We start from the raw sequence: 22,075 nt of genomic DNA, 5'->3' as shown, positions 1-22,075 counted from the left end.
TTTAGGAGGGAAATAAGTGCAGAAAATACAAAAAACTGATACAATATCATCAGAACCAATTAAAGGGGGACTAGGGTATATGACAACTACTACAACAGTTAAATCTGATATTGAAATCGCACAAGAAGCAAGTATGAAGAAAATTCAAGAAATTGCAGCTGAGTTGAATATTTTAGAAGAAGAATTAGAGCCATACGGACATTATAAAGGCAAGTTATCTCTTGAAATTTTTAAGCGCTTACAAGATGAGAAAGACGGTAAAGTTGTTTTAGTAACAGCAATTAACCCAACTCCAGCAGGAGAAGGTAAATCAACAGTAACAGTTGGTTTAGGTCAAGCTTTTAATAAAATTGGTAAGAAAACAGTAATTGCGCTTCGCGAACCATCTCTTGGACCAACAATGGGATTAAAGGGCGGAGCAGCAGGTGGTGGTTTTTCACAAGTAGTACCAATGGAAGATATTAACCTTCACTTTACTGGAGATATTCATGCGATTACAACTGCCAATAACGCATTAGCGGCGTTTATTGATAATCACATCCAACAAGGAAACGTACTTGGAATTGATACGCGTAAGATTGTTTGGAAACGCTGTGTAGACTTAAATGACCGTGCCCTTCGTAACGTAGTAATCGGCCTTGGTGGACCGGTTCAAGGTGTACCACGTGAAGACGGTTTTGATATTACAGTAGCATCTGAAATCATGGCTGTATTCTGCCTTGCAACAGATATTCAAGATTTAAAAGCACGTCTATCTCGCATCGTGGTCGCTTATAATTTTGCAAATCAACCTGTAACAGTTAAAGATTTAGGCGTAGAAGGTGCGTTAACACTTCTACTAAAAGACGCATTAAAACCGAACTTAGTACAAACATTAGAAAATACACCAGCTATCATTCATGGCGGACCATTTGCGAATATTGCTCACGGTTGTAACAGTGTTATCGCTACGACAATGGCAGCAAAATTGGGTGATTATGTTATTACAGAAGCTGGATTTGGTGCTGATTTAGGTGCTGAGAAGTTTTTAGACATTAAAGCACGTGCAGCTGGTATTAAGCCAGAAGCGGTAGTTATTGTTGCGACTATTCGTGCGCTTAAAATGCACGGTGGTGTGGCGAAAGATCAATTAAAAGAAGAAAATGTAGATGCGTTAGCAAAAGGAATGGAAAACTTACAGAAACATGTTGAAACAATTCAAAGCTTCGGTGTTCCATTCGTAATTGCAATTAACAAGTTCATTACAGATACAGATGCAGAAGTTGCATACTTACAAGAGTGGTGCAATGAGCGTGGTTATGCAGTATCCTTAACAGAAGTTTGGGAGAAGGGTGGCCAAGGCGGAGTTGACCTTGCTGAGAAAGTGTTAAAAGAGATTGAAAAAGGTGAGAATAACTACGCACCACTTTATGAATTAGAATTACCACTAGAAGAAAAAATTCGTACAATTGCTCAAAAAGTGTACGGCGCAAAAGATATTGAATTTGCTCCGAAAGCGCGCAAGCAATTAGCTCAATTTGAAGGAGAAGGTTGGAGTAACCTACCGATATGTATGGCGAAAACACAATACTCTCTTTCTGATGATGCAACAAAATTAGGTCGCCCATCTGATTTTATCGTTACAATTCGTGAATTGAAACCATCTATCGGTGCAGGGTTCATCGTTGCGTTAACAGGAACAATGTTAACAATGCCAGGACTTCCTAAACAGCCAGCTGCGCTTCAAATGGATGTAAACGAAGATGGAAAAGCAGTAGGTTTATTCTAAAAGGTTGTAATTCATCTCGTTTATCTGTAAACTATATATACATCAAGTGGCGCCTTTCCATAGAAAGGCGCCTGTTTTTTGGAGGAAATTATGTTTGATCCAACTGCTTTTGAAAATTTAAAGGTAATCGTGGAAGGAGCTGTCTATGATTTCGATTTACACGGTGATATTCTCGTAACAGATCGAAAAGATGTGATGGACCTTGCTTCACTAAGTCGCATGTATAGTATTTCATTTCAACTAACTGAAACATTTAAAACGATGGTAGAAGCGACATTTTCACTATCTGTTGATGCAAAGAACTTATCGGGTGAAATATTAGAAGTACCTCAGTTTATACCAGGTTGTGAAATGAAGCTGGAATTCTCGTTCGAAATGGAGCACCCTGAGATAGGATGCAAAGAAATTGAAAATTTATTACATTCTATATGGGGAAAAGAGCGAATGATTACGCAGAAAATTTCATACGAATATAATAAGCAAGCGATTTCATATCATAATAAGGTAGAGGTTCTATTTCAAAAAGCGATTACAGAAGACCATGTTGATGATTTAATAGCTGTTATTTCACACATGATAGAAACGGTGCGAACAATACAACATTTTCTTCAAAAATAGAGATAAAGGAGAAAAACAAATGATAAAAGATATGCAACCATTTTTACAACAAGCTTGGGAGAAGGCTGGTTTTAAAGAGTTAACTGAAATTCAAAAACAAGCAATTCCAACTATTTTAGAAGGACAAGACGTTATAGCTGAATCTCCAACTGGAACAGGAAAAACATTAGCGTACTTATTACCCCTTTTACATAAAATTAATCCTGAAGTTAAACAACCCCAAGTTGTAATTTTAGCGCCAACTCGTGAACTTGTTATGCAAATTCATGAAGAAGTTCAAAAGTTTACAGCGGGAACTGATATTTCAGGTGCATCTTTAATTGGTGGTGCAGACATTAAGCGCCAAGTGGAAAAATTAAAGAAACATCCGAGAGTTATTGTCGGTTCACCAGGACGTATTTTAGAATTAATTCGTATGAAAAAGCTAAAAATGCATGAAGTGAAAACGATTGTATTTGATGAGTTTGATCAAATTGTAAAACAAAAGATGATGGGCGCTGTACAGGATGTAATTAAATCAACGATGCGCGATCGTCAATTAGTATTCTTCTCGGCGACAATGACAAAAGCAGCAGAAGACGCGGCACGTGATTTAGCAGTTGAACCACAATTAGTACGTGTAACACGTTCAGAGTCAAAAAGCTTAGTTGAGCATACGTATATCATTTGTGAGCGACGCGAAAAAAATGATTACGTAAGAAGAATTATGCATATGGGCGATGTAAAAGCAGTTGCTTTCTTAAATGACCCATTCCGTTTAGATGAAATTACTCAGAAATTGAAATTCCGTAAAATGAAAGCAGCGGCTCTTCATGCAGAGGCAAGTAAGCAAGAGCGTGAAGCAACGATGCGTGCGTTCCGCGGCGGGAAATTAGAAATTTTACTTGCTACTGATATTGCAGCACGTGGAATAGATATCGATGATTTAACACATGTAATTCATTTAGAGTTACCAGATACAGTAGACCAATATATTCACCGCTCAGGACGTACTGGACGTATGGGGAAAGAAGGAACGGTTGTTTCTCTTGTAACAGCACAAGAAGAGCGTAAATTACTACAATTTGCGAAAAAATTAGGTATCGTGTTTACGAAACAAGAAATGTTCAAAGGGGCATTTGTAGAATCTAAACCACCAGCACCAAAGAAAAAGAAGCCAGCTTTTACTGGTAAGAAAAAGCCTAGATAAATGATTGGAAAGACGTAACTATGTATAGTTACGTCTTTTTTGCTGTGGAATAATAGATGAAATTTTATTAACGATTCTACAGGAAATATTGATAAAGGTGTAGCATTTCTAGTTTAGTTTGTACAAGGAAGTAACATAAAAAGAGTCGAATATTAACATGATACGAAATAATAAAAAGAAGGTACATTTATGAACAGGAAATTAGGAATGTTTTTAAATACAAAACATATTGAAGTAAATGAAGGAATAAAAAAGGCGAGAGAATGGGGGTTAGGCTATATTCAACTATATGCTATGAATACGAATTTTAACTTAGCTAATATTTCAAAGGTAGAATGGGCTAATTTAAAGAAAAGCTTATTTTTTAATGGAATTAAAGTTCCGTCATTAGCAATTAGTTTTGGAGAAAGTGGAATTGTAGGGGCGGAAGTTGAAAGTGTAATAGAGCCGTTGAAACGTGTTGCTGATAGGGGATTAGAATTAGGAGCAAATATAATAACGGCTCACATTGGAAAAATTCCAGATGATGAAAAGAGCGAGCGATATGATAAGATGCAAAGGACTTGTTATGAGATAGGGAATTTATCATTAAGATTAGGGGGAGTCTTTGCTATTGAGACGGGATCTGAAAAAGCAATAGTGTTAAAAAGATTTTTAGAAAATATAAGCTCAAATGGACTAGCTGTTAACTTTGACCCAGCAAATATAATAAGTGAAGTAAATGAAAATCCGATAGAGAGTTTATTTCTGTTAAAAGAGTATATAGTACAAACGCACATTAAAGATTGTAAAGAAGTAAAAAGAAATGGTTTAAGTGAGTATATAGAAGTCGCGGCAGGAAATGGTGAAGTGGATTTTGATACATTCTTCAAGGCATTAAATAAAATCGGATTCGACGGGTATAACATAATTGAAAGAAATAATTATATTGACCAGCTTGATGGGATGAGTAAGTCGATAAATTTTGTGAAGAAGTACATATGAATGAAAAAGGATTAATAATAGTAACTGTAGAAAGCTACATAGAATATTAAAACTATTAGGGGGAAAACAAATGATTCATAAAGTTGGACAAATTATGTTATATGTAAATAATCAAGATGAGGCAGTAAATTTTTGGACTGAAAAAGTAGGGTTTCATGTAATTGCAGAGGAAGATAACAAGCAAGGAATGAGATGGATTGAAATCGCTCCAACCAATGATGCTGAAACGAGTATCATACTACATAATAAAGAAGTTATTTCTAAAATGAGTCCGGAATTGAATCTTGGTACACCGTCTTTAATGTTCTTCTCAGAAAACCTTGATCAACTATATAAAGATCTAACAAATAAAAATGTTACAGTTGGAGAAATGGTAACCATGCCTTCTGGTAAAGTGTTTAACTTTGCGGATAGTGAAGGGAATTACTTTGCAGTAATGGAAAAGAAAAAATAATGGTATTGTTATGTGAAAATCCCCCTCGTATGTAATGAGGGGGATTAAATATTTGAAGTGAATTTTCTACTAGAGAGTTGCTCGATATAAAATACTCCTTTTTCAATTGCAGTCTCAATATAACCAACGATTTGATCAAATGTAAACACTTGTAAGTTTTCGTGCAAGTGTTGCTCAGGATATAGCATATCCTCAAAAATATATTGCCGAAAAGCTAAAACGTTCTCTTCTGACACTTCCTCGATATTCACAATGTGAGCCTCTTGATTAAGAAGGGAGAAGAGCTGTTGTTCTTTATCATAATGATGCAACAACTTTGCGTTCAATAATTTAAAATCGTTATAGTACATAGGTGCGATGGCTTCGTCGTTCTCAATTCTGTTTTTGAGCCAAGGTAGAAAAAATCCATTTAGCCAATTATCATCGGCAATGAGGTGGGTATAATAGCCTAAAAGAAAAGGGGAGTCCATATGCTTTTCGTATTTATGAATAAATGATTCGTAATCTATTCTTCTCGTATAGTTCTTCGTTGTACCAGCGTAAAAATGTGAAGTTCCTTTTTCGTCTTTTGAATGAACAGCATCAGGAGCTACACCTCCGAGTAAGAAAGAAGTTTTATCTTGAATAGATAGTTTCTCGGCAATACCGTTAGCGATAATAACATGCATAATTCGTGATCCCATGAATGACACCTCGATTTCATGTATTCATTTTAGGGAGCTGTCTGAACGTTTAGTATTACTTTCCCTGTACTTTGTCTACTTTCGACCCATTCATGTGCTTTCCCTGCATCTTGAAGAGGAAAAGATTTCGTAGCTTTAATTAGTAAACTTCCATCACGTAAATAACGGAAAACTTGATTTGCAGTTTCTTTGAGAGATTCGGGATGTTTTTTCCGTGTAGTGCCAAAGCTAAAACCGAGTATAGAACGACAACTTGCATGTAAATCTTTCGTTCGAAAATTACCAACTTCTCCACTAGCATTACCGAAATGGACAAGACGACCATAATAAGCAAGGCAATCTAAACTTCTCTCTGACACAGTACCAGAAATAGAATCTAAAATAACATTAACACCTTCTCCGTTTGTAAGATCATTAACTTTCTCTACGAAATCCTCATTTTGATTGCATATAACATAATCAGCGCCAGCGTCTAAAGCAATTTTTCTTTTCGCTTCACTTCCGACAGTACCGATAACCTTTCCAGCACCTAATAGTTTTGCAAGTTGAATTGCTGTAGTACCAATTCCACCAGCAGCTGCATGGATTAGAACTGCTTCATCTTTTTGCAGTCTGGCCACATTTGCGAGTAAATTATAGCTTGTAAAAGATACGATCGGACAAGCCGCAGCAGTTTGGAAATCGACTTCATCAGGTAAAACGAAAGTGAGATTTTCGTTTGCGACAACGTATTCAGCGTAAGAGCCATTTTGAGGGAAAGCAATTACACGCTGTCCAGGGTGAATGTTTTTTACATGAGAACCTACACGTTCTACAATACCAGCTGCATCTATCCCTGGAATAAAAGGTAATGCTTTGTTTCCTTTTTTGCCATAGCGTGATTTAATATCGGCGAAATTAACACTAGTAGCAACAATGCGAATTAATACTTGATTTTCTGAAATAGTCGGAATGCCCACATCTGTATATTTCATCACTTCAGGACCACCGAACGAAGTTACAACGATAGCTTTCATCATATATCCCCCTAAATTTTGCTATATAAATCATTTTAAATCTTCATTAGGAATTGGAAAATTATATAATTGTTATGCACGGTTATAAGTGAAACTTATGAAGGCATTGCATTATTATATTAATTTATCCCGCATTAACGTGTAGTAAGACTCCCGCCTAAAAGCCAGATTGGTGTGGGCTAATAATCAGTGAGGGATGGACAATCCCCCACTGATTAAAGTTTCACTTTATATAAAAACCTTTGAAAAAAATCGAACGAAATATCATTTACTTGCCAATATATAGTATAAGACAAAGGAGGGGTGTTACATGAAGGATGAAATAGATTATGCAGATTTAATTCAATTAACTCTATCAGGCAATAAAGAAGCGTATGGCGAATTGTATGATAAAACGATTCAAGAAGTATATAAGACAGCACATTTTTTAATAGAAGACAAAACGGATGTAGATGACGTCGTTCAAGAAATATACATACAGCTATATGAATCGCTTCGTAAATATGATAGCGAGAAGCCATTTCGTCCTTGGCTAATTGGACTTGCGATTAAACAAATTCATTCTTATAGAAGAAAGAGGTGGATGCGGCTACGGATTGTAAAAAAAGCAGAAGAGCAAAGAAAACCAGTACAAATTGATTTTTCTAACGATATTGTAAGTAAAATATCAAATCAAAAACTAATCGAGCTCATACATAAATTACCGTATAAATTGAAACAAGTTATTATTTTAAGATATTTACACGATTACTCACAAGAAGAAGTAGCACATATATTACATATTCCAATCGGTACCGTGAAATCTAGAATTCATGCGGCTTTAAAGAAACTACGCCAGAAAGAGCAAGTAGAAGATATCTTTTTAGGAGAGGTAGGGAATGTGAAATGAGTTTAGATTGTAGAGTTAGAGAATCTATACAAGAAGAAGCGAAGGGAATTGTAGCCCCGCCGGAGTTAAAAGAAAAAGTAATCGTTCAAATTAAAATGAAGCGCGGGGGGAGTAAAAGGAAGAAACGCCTTATAGCAGGAGTGCTTGCAGCAGCATTTTTAATTCCGACAACGGGTTTTGCTTATCAATCTATTATGGCAGATGGTATATACGGATCTTTTGAGAATTTAAAGAAGCATGCTGGAGCTATGACATTAGAAGGATATATGCGCTTTAGTGCAAAATTATCACAAGCGAAAGATGATATGGGTACAAAGGAATATGAAGAGTTTACAAAAGAACTAAAGAAATTAACAAATGCAAAGCTTGAGTATGGAGATTCAAACGGTAATATTGATTATGATCGGTTATCACCGAAGAAAAGGGAAGAAATGAAAAAGATAAGTATGGGACTTCAACCATACTTTGATAAATTAAACGGTCATAAATCTAGTGAAGAAGTATTAACACCAGAAGAGTTTGATCGCTATGTGGAAGCTTTAATGACATATGAAATAGTACAAGTAAAAACAAAATCAACGGGTGGAATGAAAGTAGAAGAAGTACCTGAGGCATACAAAGAAAGATTTATTAAAGCGGAGCAGTTTATGGAGTATGTAAATGAAAAGGTGAGATAACAAAAAAGGAGAGCCTTTATTATCAGGTTCTCCTTTTTTGTTTACTTGAACTTTCTCACCGCATGTATAGCAACTCTCACAAGGAGTATTGCACTAATAAATAAACCACCATAACCAACTACCCTTGACTTGCATAATAAAGTGAAAGTGGGATATCACTTAGTTGTATTCCTTACTAATTGTCTTGTCCCTTTGTATAAAGCAATCTAAGAGTGAGTAACCAGCTATTAAACTAATAATGGTAACGAAAGTTGTATTCACAAGAATAATATTAACTAAATACGGTAGGTATTCGCCAAGTGGTGAAAAGAGTAGGGCTGGGGAAAAGGAAATTAATATTGTAGGTACTGTAATAGCAATAAATTTATCCGGCTGAAAGCTCCAGTTTTGTTTACTCGTTTCGCGATTAATGGATTGAAGGAATCGTAATAAAATGCCGATCAAAAGAGGGAAGAGTGTAAAGTATAATAATCTTGGGTAAACGTTAAAATTCACTTGCGCGTCTGTATCTAAATAAAATTGAATTTTTACTCCAACAAATAATAATAAAATGATAAATAATGTAAAGCAGAGGTATAATATCACTTTTTGCATTCCATTCCACCATCCTTTATTAAAAAATATATTCAAGGAAAGAAGATATATACGATAACTGCGTTGTATATATCTTCTTTTTCCATTAGTTAATAGTGGAACTTGCTTTCTCTTGCTTCGTTAAATAATCAATAATTCCCATCGCACTAATTTCTAAATCTAGATGTAAAATGTTATAAACAGTATGATTTGATGGGACGCCTAGCTTTGTAAGGTGAGAGGAGACTTTCTCCATTAATAAAGATTTTAATGTCTTAGTAGCTTCATCGAAATCTTTATTTTTTTCAAAGACATCCTTACCAGTCTCGACGAAAATAGGCAACCAATGTTCCAGTTGGTTATATACTTCTGTAACATGAGATGATGCCCCGTAATGACCGAAATAAATAGTATCTACATTCATACTTTGAATATGATTTTTAGAAGCAATCATCGCATCTGGCTGGAATTGTGAAGGGGACGTTGACGGTAGATATAACTCTACACCAAGGTCTGCGAGTTCCCTATAATAAATTCCAATTGTATCGCCAGTAAAAATGCCGTTTGTTAATGAATCGTGAATGCTAATATGGTGCTTTGCATGTCCCGGTGTATCATAAAATGTAAGTGTACGGTCTTCTGCAATTTTTAATGTATCACTATGTTGTACAATATGAACACGTTCTTCTTCAATTGGAAGAATTGGATCAAAGAGTTTATCAAAATCTTCTTTGTACACAGCTTTTGCACCTAAAATGAGTTTTGTGGGATCAATCATATGACGAGCCCCGCGTGGATGCACAAATAGAGTAGCATTTGGGCATTTCTCCATCATTAAACCTGCTGCACCTGCGTGATCTAAATGAACATGTGTAATGATAATGTTTTTTACATCGTTTAAATCAATATGTAATTGTTGTAAGCCGTCTAAAATATAGGGAAGAGAAGGGGCTGCACAAGTTTCAATTAAAGTAATATCGTCACCTAATAAAACGTACGTACCTGTTCGTTCATTATGTTGTAAGTCGTAATCATCAATAAGATATAGATTGGAAGATAATTGCTCTACTTTTTTCATACTTACCACTCCTTATATACTTGTAGATTTTTACCGCTATTTGTGGGAGTCTTACTGCCAGTAAAATCCCCACTGATTAAAGTTTCACTTTATATTATACGCTAAAAAAAGAAAAAGGCAGAAAACGAAAGCTCGTCTTCTGCCTTTATGTAATGTCGTTATTTCGTTTGTTGTTTATTAATAGACATAACGAACAGTCCAACAATACCGCCAACTAATGGAAGTGTAATCTCTCCTGCTAAATTAAAGTAGGAACTTAGGAATAAGCCATTTACATCGATTACCCAACCAGTAACATACAATAACATCATATATAGTACGAAATAAAACTCACGATTTGAAATCATTTCACGCTGTGCAGTTTTCATAATCAACACCATCCTTTTCTTTTATAATGGAATTGAAAATGTCACAATTTATAATGTAAACTGTCACATTTTGTTCACAATTCAATTGTAAAACTTTCCAGAGCAAAAGTCTAGTAGTTTGTGTCGAATTTTCGAACAAAAATAAAGCGCTATCATTTCGGGCGCATAAGAATGTAAAAAGGGCTGTATGTTCACTTATGTAGTATAGTATAAACATAGAATGATAGAGAAGAGAGGGATAGGAACAATGACAGTTTATGATTTTTCAACTAAAACAATAACTGGTGAAGAAAAATCGTTAAAAGATTACGAAGGAAAAGTACTACTAATTGTAAATGTAGCTAGTAAATGTGGATTTACACCACAATATAAAGGGTTGCAGGAAGTATATGATAAATATAAAGAGCAAGGACTAGAAATACTAGGTTTCCCTTGTAATCAATTCGGGGGACAAGAACCTGGTACAGAAGCGGACATTACAAGTTTTTGTGAATTAAACTACGGTGTAAACTTTCCAATGTTTGCGAAGATCGATGTAAAAGGTGACAAGGCACATCCTCTATATACATACATGACAGAACAAGCACCAGGTTTACTCGGTATGAAAGCAGTAAAATGGAACTTTACTAAGTTTCTAATTGGAAGAGACGGGAAAGTAGTAGGGCGTTTTGCGCCGCAGACAAAGCCGGTGGATTTAGAGGTGGAGATTGAAAAGGTACTTGGCTAATAATTAGGAGTCACTACTTTGGTCACTTCCGCTACCAATTTTTGCATACTTGGTAGTACGTGACTGTACGTATTTACTGTTGTACCGATATCCGTATGTGGCAGTTCAGGAGATGGCGGAGGCGATTAGGAGTTAGCTATCTTTTTATTATGTTTATTAAAAAACACCTCAAAGAACAAAGTAGCTCTTAGTCTTTGAGGTGTTTTCTTTAAACTTACATTATCAAGATTAAATCACTGTATCGAATTCATTTGATTTAGGCAGAGAAGCTGCTTTTTTCATAAGCACTTCCCATAAGTGTACGGATTTCTTCCATTCGGCTGCGGCCTGTCCCTTTTGATACATAGCGTTCTCATAACTGAAAGTAAGTTGTTGCATATCAGTCGAGTTGTAAAGTGTATCGATGCGGAGAGCGTATTCTCGGAATGTTTGACTTTCCCCTCGTGGTATGCCGATTCTCGCAAATTGTTTTAAAAGTGCATCGTAAGCTTTTCTATAAACAACATCATCTTTTCGGTATTTATAGAAAAGAATGATAAAAAATGTAATCCATTTCATTCTAGTGGTGAAGAGAATGTATCCTATGATACTAATCGGTATCGTAGAGAGGAATACGTACCACCAAAAAAATCCATTTTTAGAATTTGTAATCTTTTTAGTAGGAGCTTCTTCTGTATTTTCTATTAAATTTTTGAGTTTTGCTTCATTGTTTCGTTGGTGTATTTGCTCGTTGTTAGAATTATTTTCTTCGCTATTTTGTGAAGTAGAAGCAGGAGTATTATTTATAAAATTATAGGGATTGGTAAATCCTTTTGTTGGTTCGAATGGAATCCATCCGTATCCTGGAAAATATACTTCGACCCAAGAGTGTGCGTTATTGTTCGTGATTTTATAAACATTCTCACCTTCTGTACCAACAAGTGTATTCTCAAGAGTTCCTTCTGTATAGCCTTTTACCCAGCGAGCAGGAATTCCGGCAGAACGAAGTAACACAATCATAGACGTCGAAAAATTATTACAGTAGCCGCTTTTTGTATCGAAAAGGAATTGATCTACATAATCTTGGTTATTGGCAGGGAACAAGACATTCATTGTTTCGTATACAAAAGAATTGTCTGTGAAGTAATTTTCAATAGCTAATACTTTATCATATCGGTTGTCTTTATCATTTGTAAGATTAACAGCTAAGTCTCTTACTCGCTGCGGTAATGATTCGGGAAGTTGTGTGTACTTTGTCATGAAATAAGGACTTGTTTCATGACCTTCATTCGTTTTTACAGCTTTCAAGTTTTCTATGGAAAACTCCGGGATCTCATATGTTACTTTATACGAATTTAAAGTAGTAAAAGAGTCTCCGTGCATCGTATAGATTTTTTCTGAAAATGGGTCAACGCTGTATGATACATCAGAAGAAGCCTCAACGGATACCAATCCTGCTGGATAGGTAAGGTGAGGATCACTTTTTTGCATAGTGATTGTTGCTTCGGTTGTCTCCGTTTTTGTATTTTGTTCGTACCATCTCAAGACGTCGTTTTTATTTTTAAAAGAAACCTTTTTTTGATTTTCAGAAACCTCCCAGCCTTTTCCTGTATAAAAATCTTTTGTTTCTACTCTCCAATATTGTTTGTTTTGCGTTTGTGCTGTAAAAACAATTGTATTATCCGCCTTAAAAGGACCGCCTAATTGCGAGTCATCTAAACCATATCCAATTTTAGAAACTTCTTGTTTTTTACTTGCTTCGGATGTGTTGAATTTTAAAAAATTCATTGGGTTTGGCCATTGAGGGCCGAATTTTGGAGCAAAGTATGCGATGGTTGCTGACAATACAATAAATATTGTAAGAGGTCTAAGTAATTTTGAGATTTCTTTAGCGTAATTTTGTAAGTGTTCAATCTCTTTTATTCGTTCTATTTGAAGAAGACTAAGCATAAAAAAGCCGATGACAACAGTACGAATAATAGCGTAGTTTGCATTGTATAAATGTAAGTTATGAAAAGTTGTGATATAAATAATAGTCAATACAAGAAATAACAATCCACGTTTTTTATGAATCATCCAAAAAGAGATGAAAGAACTCAAAAACCAAAATGATAGAAAAAATAAAAATGTTGGGAAAACTGGAGAAATATCTAGCAAATTCCCCTGGAAAAACAGGGAGGAATTTCGAGAAATATCAGAAAAAAATGTTGTTAGCCAAAATGGATTTATAAAAGCTTTTTTATAATACAGGGAATGAATGATGAATAAGATCGTGACGATTTTTATTGGAATCTGCCACCTTGTTTGAAAAAAAGAGAGAGTGAAGCAAATTCCTATAAATATTACAAAAATATCTAATCTACCTACGTTTGTAATACCTATAAGGGGTCTTAGCCATTCTAGTAAAAGAAGAAGTGCACATACATGCATGAAGAATCTGCTCATATCCCATTGGTATTTTGTTTGTAATGTTATCATTTGCTCACCTCAAAAAACACGTTTGTATACCGGTTTTCATAAACCGCGTTTACAAATATTTTTCGTTTTTGTAGAGTTTCTAGTATACTTAGTTCTCGATGTGAGAGTTGATTCGCTTTTTCTTTCACGACAAACACCATTAATTTTCTATTTTTTATAGCAGCACAGTCAGCCGCCTTTTGAATATCGGGAGAAAGATCGCTTGTCACGAGTATAATCGTTACGGGCTGATAAATTTTTCTTAATTCCATTTCTACACTTCGAGAGAGCGGGAATACACTGTCCGCTTGTACTTTCGCTAAATGACAAAAGATTTGTTGCAACTGAGTATCTCCATTGTCTAAAGGGAAAATAGTTCGTTCTTTTCCGACAGACACGAATGACGCTGGTGAATTTTGCTTCAAGACAGCCCTCACAATAGAGGCAGTAAACGTTACGACTGATTCGAATAGAGGGGATTGGGTTCTGTCCATGAATATCATGATATTATGGCTGCGCTGTTGTTCAAACTCTTTCGTCATAATATTGTTTGTTCGTGCAGTTGCTTTCCAATCAATCCATGAAAAGCGGTCGCCAGGTTTATATTCTCTGACACCAACAGAGACTGTAGAGTCTTTTGCTAAATTTATATTTGCTGAAAGCGCTCCTTGTTCGAAATGATTTTCCAATTGTCGATACGTTATATCAACATACTGGGGATAGACTAAAAATGTATCTGGAACTGAAAAAGTTACTTCTTTCTCCATCATACCGAATAGATCGCCAGTTTTGACACGTACGCTTGAAAAAGTGTGCTCTCCTCTAGGGATTGTGTCAATAACATATTGAAACGAAATATTTCGTTTTAATCCTGGAAAGAGTATTACCTTATTCATCTTTGTTTGTCTACAACTTGTAAATTGTGGTGGCAGTTCATCTTCTATAATTAAATAAAGTAAGGGAAAAGGAAATTTTCTTTTTATTGTAATAGTGCTTAAAAATTGTTCTCCTGCTACATATTCGTTTTGGTTTGTTATTCGTTTTACTTCAGCGTCCCGTAAAGCATAGAAGGGGAGTATTAGTGAATAAAGGCCAATAGGAATCGTACTGTAAAACAAAAACCAACTTACAAATCCTCCTTGAAGCATAGCGTACACAAATGTTAAGACTAGGCATAAAGGGATTAGCAATAACTTGGTAACGTGATATAGTGCTCGTAGTAGTCGTTTCATCAAAGTTTCATCGTCCTTTGAGTCGGCACGGTAGTTCGTGCAACGATTTTGGCGATAAATTGTTCTCCTGTTATACCTTCAAATCTTGCTTCCATTTTTAGAATGAGTCTGTGAGCTAAAACGTAAGGAGCTAAAAATTTAACATCGTCTGGAATAACATAATTTCTGCCATGGATGAATGCATAAGCCTGTGAAGCTTTCATTAAAGCAATTGAGCCGCGTGGACTTGCACCTAGCTGTATAGAACTATAAGAACGAGTCTGATTAACAAGCTTTACAATGTAATGCTTGATTGCTTTGTCCATGCTTACTTCCCGTACGCTTTGTTGTAAATAAAGTAATTCTTCTATTGTAGTAATAGCTTGTAAATGGGAGAGTGGATTTGTTTTTTCCATCCGGTTTAAAATTTCAAATTCTTCTTCTGGTGTAGGATATCCCATTTTTAGCTTCAACAAGAAACGATCGAGCTGAGCTTCTGGTAAAGGATATGTTCCCTCATATTCGACCGGATTTTGTGTAGCCATTACAAAGAAAGGTTTTGGTAACGGTCTTGTAATGCCATCTATTGTGATATTGCCTTCTTCCATACTTTCAAGTAAGGCAGATTGTGTCTTTGGAGATGTACGATTAATTTCATCAGCAAGTACAAAATTCCCCATAATTGGTCCAGGCTTGAACTCAAATTGGAGCTCTTTTGGATTGTAAATAGAAACACCTGTTACATCTGACGGCAGTAAATCAGGTGTGAATTGAATTCGCTTGTAATCGGCATCAATTGATTTAGAAAGAGCACGTACTAGCATTGTTTTCCCGACACCGGGAACATCTTCTAATAGTACATGACCTTCAGCTAAGAGAGCTGTCAAGGCTAAGATCGTTTCTTTTCGTTTTCCGACCATTAATTTTTCAATATTGTTGATTATTTTTTCTACAATGGGATGTAATGAATCAAGCTGGGGCATCGTAATCCTCCTAATTTTATTATCGTTTTCTAAATCATTTAGTTGAAAATAGAATTTAGGTTAAAGAAAAGTAGTTCTTTCATTTTATTGCAGTATGATAGTAATCTAAGAGGTAATTCGTAATGGTATTATATAAGTTCATAGTGAGAACTTATATAAATAGGAAGAAACTTATATGTAAAAAAATCATGGTGATATACTTTAGGATTTCTATGTCCTCAAAGGAAATCCTAATCTTAATTTTAAAAATATTCAGATTATTAATCCGGGTTACATCTAGTATAATTGTTGTCGTAACCAAGGGCAACACAGAAAATAATGATTTCTAGTTTTCTGTAAAATATGTCTTGAAATAAAATAGTATAGTTGAAGAAAAATAAATTCCTTACATACAATTTATAATCGTTTCCTTATAGCATTATTGAAATAATATCAAAACTCTTTTTAATATAGTTATAAAGAAAAACGTAGGAACTTCTCCTACGTTTTTTCTTTTGTAAAGTAGCTGATTCCTCCACGTACTAATTCCCTAATAATTACGATTGACCATAAACCTTCGCAACGGAACAAAGAAACCTTTATTTACGAATAATTTCTCTCAAACTTATTTTCTACTGAATTTTTGACAATCTCTTGAACTGTGCGAAATGTCACATCTGTATTTTACAACCTCTCTTATAGTAAGGGTATGTAAGAGAGACGTATTAGAGGAGTGAACATTATGAAGAAGAAACCTTCAGCACTAATGAGACGTTTAAAATATTTTTCACCAATAGATCGTTATAACGATAATCATACACAAGAAACATATGAAGATCGTGAATGGGAAAATGTGTACAGAAAGCGTTGGCAGCATGATAAAGTAATCCGTTCTACACACGGTGTGAACTGTACTGGTTCTTGTAGCTGGAACATTTATGTGAAAGATGGAATTGTAACATGGGAAGGACAAGAGCTTAACTATCCAACAACAGGTCCTGATATGCCTGATTTTGAACCACGAGGCTGTCCGCGTGGAGCGAGTTTTTCTTGGTACATTTATAGTCCACTTCGTGTGAAATATCCATATGTACGTGGTGTTCTTTGGAATATGTGGCAAGAGGAATTACAAAATCATAAATCACCACTAGATGCTTGGAAAAGCATTGTAGAAAACCCTGAAAAAGCACGTGCTTATAAGCAGGCGCGTGGTAAAGGGGGATTCATTCGCGCGAATTGGGATGAAGTATTACAACTCGTTTCTGCTTCATTACTTTATACAGTAATTAAATATGGTCCAGACCGAAATGTTGGTTTCTCACCAATTCCAGCTATGTCGATGTTAAGTCATGCAGCTGGTAGCCGTTTTATGCAACTTATGGGTGGGCCGATGCTTAGTTTCTATGATTGGTACGCTGATTTACCACCAGCTTCTCCGCAAATTTGGGGCGATCAAACGGATGTACCAGAAAGTAGTGACTGGTATAACTCTGGCTACATTATGACATGGGGTTCAAATGTACCGATGACGAGAACACCAGATGCTCACTTTTTAGCAGAGGTTCGATATAAAGGAACGAAAGTGGTTTCTGTAAGTCCTGACTTTGCCGAGTCTACAAAGTTTGCTGATGATTGGATTAGTGTGAAACAAGGTACAGACGGTGCACTTGCGATGGCAATGGGGCACGTGATCTTACAAGAATTTTACGTAGATAATCAAGTGGAATACTTCACAAAGTATGCGAAGCAATATACTGATTTTCCTTTCTTCGTCACATTGAAACAAAAAGGAGATCAATTCGTCGCTGATCGTTTCTTAAACGCATCTGATATTGGACGTGAAACAAAGTTAGGAGAATGGAAGCCTGTTCTTTGGAACGAAAATACGAATGATTTTGCAACACCTCACGGCACAATGGGGTCACGTTGGGATAACGAAAAGAAATGGAACTTGCGTTTAGAAGATGAACAAACAGGTGAAAAGATTGACCCACGTCTTTCTTTACTTGGAATGGAAGATGCTGTTGGAACGGTGCAAATTCCGTACTTCTCTGATGATGGAAATACAATATTAGAACGTACAATTCCAGTGAAAAAAATTACGACAGAAGAAGGCGAAGTGTTCGTTACAACTGTATACGATTTAACGTTAGCAAATTACGGCGTGAACCGAGGACTCGGTGGGCAAGAGCCGAAAGACTTCAATGATGATGTGCCCTTTACACCTGCATGGCAAGAGAAAATGACAGGAGTGAAACGAGAGCTTATTATTCAAATCGCTCGTGAGTTTGCACAAAATGCTGTTGATACAAATGGTCGCTCGATGATTATTGTTGGAGCTGGTATTAACCATTGGTTTAATTCTGATACGATTTATCGCGCAGTTTTAAATCTTGTTCTTCTCGTTGGGGCACAAGGTGTAAACGGCGGCGGTTGGGCACATTATGTTGGCCAAGAAAAATTAAGACCAGCAGAAGGATGGCAAACAATTGCGATGGCAAAAGATTGGCAAGGGCCACCGAAATTACAAAACGGTACATCTTTCTTCTATTTTGTAACAGATCAATGGCGCTATGAGGATACACCTGTTGGACATTTGGCATCACCAGTTGAGGGCAACTCTCGTTATCAACATCACGGTGATTACAACGTATTAGCTGCACGACTTGGCTGGTTACCTTCCTATCCAACATTCGAGAAAAATGGAATTGAATTATATAAAGAAGCTGTTGCTGCTGGTGCAACAACGCAAGAAGAAATCGGAAAATACGTTGCACAAAAATTAAAAGAAAAAGAACTGAAATTTGCGATTGAAGATCCTGATAATAAAAACAACTTCCCGCGCAACTTATTCGTATGGCGTGCAAACTTAATTTCAAGTTCTGGTAAAGGTCATGAATATTTCTTAAAACATTTATTAGGTACAACAAACGGATTAATGAATGACGATAGTGATTCGTTACGACCAGAAGAAATTAAGTGGCATGAAGAAGCACCTGAAGGGAAGTTAGATTTACTCATTAATTTAGATTTCCGCATGGCTGGAACAGCGCTTTATTCTGATATCGTCTTACCTGCTTCAACTTGGTATGAAAAGCACGATTTAAGCAGTACAGATATGCATCCATTTGTGCATCCATTTAATCCAGCAATCGGTTCACCGTGGGAAGCACGCTCTGACTGGGATATTTTCACCGCTCTTTCTAAAGCTGTGTCAGATTTAGCGAAGAAAATTGATCTTGAACCAATGAAAGAAGTTGTGGCAACACCACTTCTTCACGATACACCACAAGAATTAGCACAACCACTTGGTAAGATTAAAGATTGGAGCAAAGGCGAGTGTGAACCAATCCCAGGTAAAACGATGCCGCAAATTCATGTTGTCGAAAGGGATTATAAAACGATTTATGACAAAATGACAGCACTTGGACCGAATGCCGGAAAACAACCGATTGGTACGAAAGGGATTTCTTGGTCTGCAGAAAAAGAGTATGAGCAATTAAAGAGTCGATTGGGAGTCGTTCGAACGGATTCTATTGCGAAAGGTTGCCCAGACATAAAAGAAGCAATTAATGCTGCCGAGGCGGTATTAACACTTTCTTCTACAACAAACGGTCATATGGCTGTAAAAGCATGGGAAGCACTTGAAAAACAAACGGATTTAAAACTACGTGATTTAGCAGAAGAACGTGAAGAAGAATGCTTCACATTTGAACAAATTACAGCGCAGCCGAAAACAGTAATCACTTCTCCGGCCTTTACAGGTTCTGAAAAAGGTGGACGACGTTATTCGCCATTTACAACAAATGTTGAACGTCTTATCCCTTGGAGAACGATAACTGGTCGACAATCTTTCTACTTAGATCATGACATGATGAAAGAATTTGGTGAAACGATGGCAACATTTAAACCAATTCTGCAACATAAACCGTTCCGTAAATCTAGACCTGAAGTAGAAGGGAAAGAAATTACATTAAACTATTTAACACCGCATAATAAGTGGTCGATTCATAGTATGTATTTCGACTCATTACCGATGTTAACGCTGTTTAGAGGTGGTCCAACTGTTTGGATGAATAAAGAGGACGCTGCAGAAGCTGGCGTTGCAGATAATGATTGGATTGAGTGCTTTAACCGTAATGGTGTTGTTGTAGCGCGTGCTGTTGTAACGCACCGTATACCGAGAGGAATGGCATTTATGCACCATGCGCAAGATCGCCACATTAACGTACCTGGTACGAAATTAACAAGTAACCGCGGGGGAACGCATAATAGTCCAACTCGAATTCACGTTAAACCAACACATATGATTGGTGGATACGGTCAATTAAGTTATGGATTTAACTATTATGGTCCAACTGGGAACCAACGCGACTTAAACGTTGTAATTCGCAAACTGAAGGAGGTAGATTGGCTTGAAGATTAAAGCACAAGTCGGAATGGTAATGAACCTAGATAAATGCATCGGCTGCCATACTTGTAGTGTAACATGCAAAAACACCTGGACAAATCGTCCAGGTGCTGAATATATGTATTTCAATAATGTAGAAACGAAACCTGGAATTGGTTATCCGAAACAATGGGAAGATCAGGAGAAATACAAAGGCGGCTGGGAATTGAAAAATGGTGAAATTCAGCTGAAATCCGGTTCGAAAATGAAGCGCCTTATGAATATTTTCCACAATCCAGATCAACCAACAATTGATGATTACTTTGAACCTTGGAACTATGATTATGAAACATTAACAAATAGCCCGCAGCGTAAGCATCAACCAGTTGCTCGTCCGAAATCAGCAATTACAGGCGAATTTATCGATAAAATTGAATGGGGTCCAAACTGGGAAGATGATTTAGCAGGCGGACATATAACAGGATTACAAGATCCGAACGTAAAGAAAATGGAAGAAGAAATTAAAACGGATTTTGAAAATGTCTTTATGATGTATTTACCACGCATATGCGAACATTGTATGAATCCATCTTGCGTATCGTCTTGTCCATCTGGTGCGATGTATAAACGTGAAGAAGATGGGATTGTCCTTGTAGATCAAAATGCATGTCGTGCTTGGAGATTCTGCGTATCGTCTTGTCCATATAAAAAAGTGTATTTTAACTGGCAAACAAATAAAGCTGAAAAATGCACAATGTGTTTCCCACGTATTGAAGCTGGTATGCCAACAATTTGTTCAGAAACATGTGTAGGACGTATTCGATATATTGGGGTAATGCTATATGACGCTGACAAAGTAAAAGAAGCGGCTTCTGTTGAAAATGAAAAAGATTTATATGAATCTCAGCTTACTGTTTTTCTAGATCCAAATGATCCAGAAGTAGCGGCTGAAGCAAAAAAACAAGGGATTCCTGAAGAATGGATTAAAGCGGCACAAGAGTCACCAATCTATAAAATGATTATTGATTGGAAAATTGCTCTTCCTCTTCATCCAGAATACCGTACAATGCCAATGGTTTGGTATATCCCGCCGCTTAGCCCAATTATGAATATGGTGGAGGGGAAAGGAAGTAACTGGCAAGCAGAAGAAATTTTCCCTGCTATCGATAATATGCGTATTCCAATTCAATATTTAGCAAATTTACTCACTGCAGGAGATGAATCGCACATTCGTCTTACATTGAAAAAAATGGCTGTCATGCGCACACATATGAGAGCACTGCAAATTAATAAAGAACCAAATGAAGCTGTATTAAAAGAACTTGGTTTAACGAAAGAGGATGTAGAAGATATGTATCGTCTTCTTGCTATTGCGAAATATAAAGATCGCTTCGTTATACCAACCTCTCACCGCGAACAAGTTGCAGATTTATATAGTGAACAAGGAAGCTGTGGCCTTTCCTTCGCGGGTGGTCCAGGCTCTTGTATGACAATTTCTTAAATAAAGGGGGCAGAAAAATATGAAACAAAGTTTACAAACTGCTTTTTCATGTTCTTCATTCCTTCTCTCCTACCCTGAACTAGGGTGGAGAGAAGCTTTAAATGAATTACAAGAAGAGATTGAAGCAATTGAACAGGAAGACGTTAAAGCATCACTTACAGCATTTATAAAAAAAGCATTGGATAAAACGAACGATCAATTAATTGATTGTTACGTATATACATTCGACTTTGGCAAAAAGACAAATATGTATTTAACTTATATGAACACTGGTGAACAAAGAGAAAGAGGTATTGAATTATTAGAGTTAAAACAGCATTATAAAAAATCTGGTTTTAGCGTAACAGATAAAGAACTACCTGATTATTTACCGCTTTTGCTTGAGTTTTTTGCAAATGCAAATGAGCAAGATAGTGAACCGATTATGAATAAATACAAGGAGAATATACAGGCTTTACATGTTCAGTTAAAAGAAGCAGACAGTATGTACGAACCAATTCTTGCAGCTGTTCTCCTCGCTATTGATACATGGGGTGTACAGACAAATTAGA

19 protein-coding genes and 1 pseudogene are annotated in these 22,075 nt (G+C 36.3%); 11 read left to right on the top strand and 9 right to left on the bottom strand.

Annotation, left to right across the window (positions count from 1 at the left end; genetic code table 11):
* The first annotated feature begins 79 nt into the window (after positions 1-79).
* The 5 genes from ACTFQM_RS04915 to ACTFQM_RS04895 all read left to right on the top strand — a co-directional run bounded on the left by ACTFQM_RS04915 (position 80) and on the right by ACTFQM_RS04895 (position 5,013).
* Positions 80-1,768 carry a formate--tetrahydrofolate ligase gene (locus ACTFQM_RS04915; RefSeq protein WP_025149877.1) on the top strand — a complete coding sequence of 563 codons (1,689 nt, stop codon included), beginning with the start codon at positions 80-82 and terminating at the stop codon, positions 1,766-1,768.
* Positions 1,769-1,858: 90 nt separating this feature from the next.
* Positions 1,859-2,386, top strand: coding sequence for a hypothetical protein (locus ACTFQM_RS04910; RefSeq protein ID WP_265620539.1), 528 nt, complete (start codon positions 1,859-1,861; stop codon positions 2,384-2,386).
* Positions 2,387-2,405: 19 nt separating this feature from the next.
* A complete protein-coding gene (locus ACTFQM_RS04905; RefSeq protein WP_440033622.1) occupies positions 2,406-3,575 on the top strand; it encodes a DEAD/DEAH box helicase in 1,170 nt (389 codons plus the stop codon).
* A gap of 189 nt (positions 3,576-3,764) precedes the next feature.
* Positions 3,765-4,559: a sugar phosphate isomerase/epimerase family protein gene (locus tag ACTFQM_RS04900; RefSeq protein WP_178940156.1), complete on the top strand. Its 795-nt coding sequence runs from the start codon at positions 3,765-3,767 to the stop codon at positions 4,557-4,559.
* 70 nt (positions 4,560-4,629) lie between these two features.
* Positions 4,630-5,013, top strand: a complete 384-nt coding sequence (locus ACTFQM_RS04895; RefSeq protein ID WP_025149873.1) for a VOC family protein — start codon at positions 4,630-4,632, stop codon at positions 5,011-5,013.
* Positions 5,014-5,057: 44 nt separating this feature from the next.
* Here ACTFQM_RS04895 and ACTFQM_RS04890 read toward each other — a convergent pair whose 3' ends face one another.
* Together ACTFQM_RS04890 and ACTFQM_RS04885 are read right to left on the bottom strand one after the other, a co-directional pair.
* Positions 5,058-5,696 (bottom strand): zinc dependent phospholipase C family protein, encoded by a 639-nt coding sequence (locus tag ACTFQM_RS04890; protein ID WP_328044548.1) that lies wholly within the window; start codon positions 5,694-5,696, stop codon positions 5,058-5,060.
* Positions 5,697-5,725: 29 nt separating this feature from the next.
* Positions 5,726-6,712 carry a quinone oxidoreductase family protein gene (locus tag ACTFQM_RS04885; protein WP_400528054.1) on the bottom strand — a complete coding sequence of 329 codons (987 nt, stop codon included), beginning with the start codon at positions 6,710-6,712 and terminating at the stop codon, positions 5,726-5,728.
* A gap of 310 nt (positions 6,713-7,022) precedes the next feature.
* Here ACTFQM_RS04885 and ACTFQM_RS04880 point away from each other — a divergent pair, with 310 nt between their 5' ends.
* Both ACTFQM_RS04880 and ACTFQM_RS04875 read left to right on the top strand, forming a co-directional pair.
* The gene (locus tag ACTFQM_RS04880; RefSeq protein ID WP_025149870.1) at positions 7,023-7,601 is read left to right on the top strand and encodes a sigma-70 family RNA polymerase sigma factor; all 579 of its coding nucleotides are present in this window, start codon (positions 7,023-7,025) and stop codon (positions 7,599-7,601) included.
* Positions 7,598-8,278 (top strand): DUF3600 domain-containing protein, encoded by a 681-nt coding sequence (locus tag ACTFQM_RS04875; protein WP_440033621.1) that lies wholly within the window; start codon positions 7,598-7,600, stop codon positions 8,276-8,278. The genes ACTFQM_RS04880 and ACTFQM_RS04875 overlap by 4 nt, the downstream gene beginning before the upstream one ends.
* Positions 8,279-8,319: 41 nt before the next feature.
* Here ACTFQM_RS04875 and ACTFQM_RS04870 read toward each other — a convergent pair.
* The 4 genes and pseudogenes from ACTFQM_RS04870 to ACTFQM_RS04855 all read right to left on the bottom strand — a co-directional run.
* Positions 8,320-8,400 (bottom strand): annotated as a pseudogene (locus ACTFQM_RS04870) (ABC transporter); the annotation flags it as partial.
* Between the two features lie 37 nt (positions 8,401-8,437).
* Positions 8,438-8,872, bottom strand: a complete 435-nt coding sequence (locus tag ACTFQM_RS04865; protein ID WP_400486135.1) for a hypothetical protein — start codon at positions 8,870-8,872, stop codon at positions 8,438-8,440.
* Positions 8,873-8,957: 85 nt separating this feature from the next.
* Positions 8,958-9,929, bottom strand: coding sequence for an MBL fold metallo-hydrolase (locus ACTFQM_RS04860; RefSeq protein WP_440033620.1), 972 nt, complete (start codon positions 9,927-9,929; stop codon positions 8,958-8,960).
* Positions 9,930-10,087: 158 nt separating this feature from the next.
* On the bottom strand, positions 10,088-10,297 hold the full coding sequence (locus tag ACTFQM_RS04855; protein WP_048372529.1) for a DUF3925 family protein: 210 nt from the start codon (positions 10,295-10,297) through the stop codon (positions 10,088-10,090).
* Between the two features lie 247 nt (positions 10,298-10,544).
* On the opposite strand from ACTFQM_RS04855, the gene bsaA reads away from it, so the two are divergent.
* Positions 10,545-11,024, top strand: a complete 480-nt coding sequence (gene bsaA / locus ACTFQM_RS04850) for a glutathione peroxidase (protein WP_440033619.1) — start codon at positions 10,545-10,547, stop codon at positions 11,022-11,024.
* A 228-nt stretch (positions 11,025-11,252) separates the two neighbouring features.
* Here bsaA and ACTFQM_RS04845 read toward each other — a convergent pair whose 3' ends face one another.
* Genes ACTFQM_RS04845 through ACTFQM_RS04835 form a run of 3 tightly spaced genes read right to left on the bottom strand, consistent with a single transcriptional unit; the run spans position 11,253 to position 15,654 of the window.
* On the bottom strand, positions 11,253-13,481 hold the full coding sequence (locus tag ACTFQM_RS04845; protein ID WP_440033618.1) for a transglutaminase TgpA family protein: 2,229 nt from the start codon (positions 13,479-13,481) through the stop codon (positions 11,253-11,255).
* Positions 13,478-14,692 (bottom strand): DUF58 domain-containing protein, encoded by a 1,215-nt coding sequence (locus ACTFQM_RS04840; protein WP_440034385.1) that lies wholly within the window; start codon positions 14,690-14,692, stop codon positions 13,478-13,480. Before ACTFQM_RS04840 ends, ACTFQM_RS04845 begins: the two co-directional genes overlap by 4 nt.
* Positions 14,692-15,654, bottom strand: coding sequence for an AAA family ATPase (locus tag ACTFQM_RS04835; RefSeq protein ID WP_440033617.1), 963 nt, complete (start codon positions 15,652-15,654; stop codon positions 14,692-14,694). The genes ACTFQM_RS04840 and ACTFQM_RS04835 overlap by 1 nt, the downstream gene beginning before the upstream one ends.
* 721 nt (positions 15,655-16,375) lie before the next feature.
* On the opposite strand from ACTFQM_RS04835, the gene ACTFQM_RS04830 reads away from it, so the two are divergent.
* The 3 genes from ACTFQM_RS04830 to narJ are packed head-to-tail and all read left to right on the top strand — an operon-like array spanning position 16,376 to position 22,074.
* A complete protein-coding gene (locus ACTFQM_RS04830) occupies positions 16,376-20,059 on the top strand; it encodes a nitrate reductase subunit alpha (protein WP_440033616.1) in 3,684 nt (1,227 codons plus the stop codon).
* Positions 20,049-21,524 carry a nitrate reductase subunit beta gene (gene narH / locus ACTFQM_RS04825; protein WP_440033615.1) on the top strand — a complete coding sequence of 492 codons (1,476 nt, stop codon included), beginning with the start codon at positions 20,049-20,051 and terminating at the stop codon, positions 21,522-21,524. Before ACTFQM_RS04830 ends, narH begins: the two co-directional genes overlap by 11 nt.
* 19 nt (positions 21,525-21,543) lie before the next feature.
* Positions 21,544-22,074, top strand: coding sequence for a nitrate reductase molybdenum cofactor assembly chaperone (gene narJ / locus ACTFQM_RS04820; RefSeq protein WP_440033614.1), 531 nt, complete (start codon positions 21,544-21,546; stop codon positions 22,072-22,074).
* Position 22,075 lies beyond the last annotated feature (1 nt).

The sequence above is a fragment of the Bacillus cereus group sp. MYBK30-2 genome, from assembly GCF_051915945.1.
GTDB lineage: Bacteria > Bacillota > Bacilli > Bacillales > Bacillaceae_G > Bacillus_A > Bacillus_A paramycoides.
This window is presented reverse-complemented; position numbering and strand designations above follow the sequence as displayed.

Coding starts and splice junctions, on each gene's coding strand:
- ACTFQM_RS04905 (WP_440033622.1), top strand. CDS start 2,406: ATGATAAAAGATATGCAACCATTTTTACAACAAGCTTGGGAGAAGGCT.
- ACTFQM_RS04845 (WP_440033618.1), bottom strand. CDS start 13,481: ATGATAACATTACAAACAAAATACCAATGGGATATGAGCAGATTCTTC.
- ACTFQM_RS04900 (WP_178940156.1), top strand. CDS start 3,765: ATGAACAGGAAATTAGGAATGTTTTTAAATACAAAACATATTGAAGTA.
- ACTFQM_RS04835 (WP_440033617.1), bottom strand. CDS start 15,654: ATGCCCCAGCTTGATTCATTACATCCCATTGTAGAAAAAATAATCAAC.
- ACTFQM_RS04915 (WP_025149877.1), top strand. CDS start 80: ATGACAACTACTACAACAGTTAAATCTGATATTGAAATCGCACAAGAA.
- ACTFQM_RS04885 (WP_400528054.1), bottom strand. CDS start 6,712: ATGAAAGCTATCGTTGTAACTTCGTTCGGTGGTCCTGAAGTGATGAAA.
- ACTFQM_RS04855 (WP_048372529.1), bottom strand. CDS start 10,297: ATGAAAACTGCACAGCGTGAAATGATTTCAAATCGTGAGTTTTATTTC.
- ACTFQM_RS04890 (WP_328044548.1), bottom strand. CDS start 5,696: ATGGGATCACGAATTATGCATGTTATTATCGCTAACGGTATTGCCGAG.
- ACTFQM_RS04895 (WP_025149873.1), top strand. CDS start 4,630: ATGATTCATAAAGTTGGACAAATTATGTTATATGTAAATAATCAAGAT.
- ACTFQM_RS04880 (WP_025149870.1), top strand. CDS start 7,023: ATGAAGGATGAAATAGATTATGCAGATTTAATTCAATTAACTCTATCA.
- ACTFQM_RS04830 (WP_440033616.1), top strand. CDS start 16,376: ATGAAGAAGAAACCTTCAGCACTAATGAGACGTTTAAAATATTTTTCA.
- bsaA (WP_440033619.1), top strand. CDS start 10,545: ATGACAGTTTATGATTTTTCAACTAAAACAATAACTGGTGAAGAAAAA.
- ACTFQM_RS04840 (WP_440034385.1), bottom strand. CDS start 14,692: ATGAAACGACTACTACGAGCACTATATCACGTTACCAAGTTATTGCTA.
- ACTFQM_RS04910 (WP_265620539.1), top strand. CDS start 1,859: ATGTTTGATCCAACTGCTTTTGAAAATTTAAAGGTAATCGTGGAAGGA.
- ACTFQM_RS04860 (WP_440033620.1), bottom strand. CDS start 9,929: ATGAAAAAAGTAGAGCAATTATCTTCCAATCTATATCTTATTGATGAT.
- ACTFQM_RS04875 (WP_440033621.1), top strand. CDS start 7,598: ATGAGTTTAGATTGTAGAGTTAGAGAATCTATACAAGAAGAAGCGAAG.
- ACTFQM_RS04865 (WP_400486135.1), bottom strand. CDS start 8,872: ATGCAAAAAGTGATATTATACCTCTGCTTTACATTATTTATCATTTTA.
- narJ (WP_440033614.1), top strand. CDS start 21,544: ATGAAACAAAGTTTACAAACTGCTTTTTCATGTTCTTCATTCCTTCTC.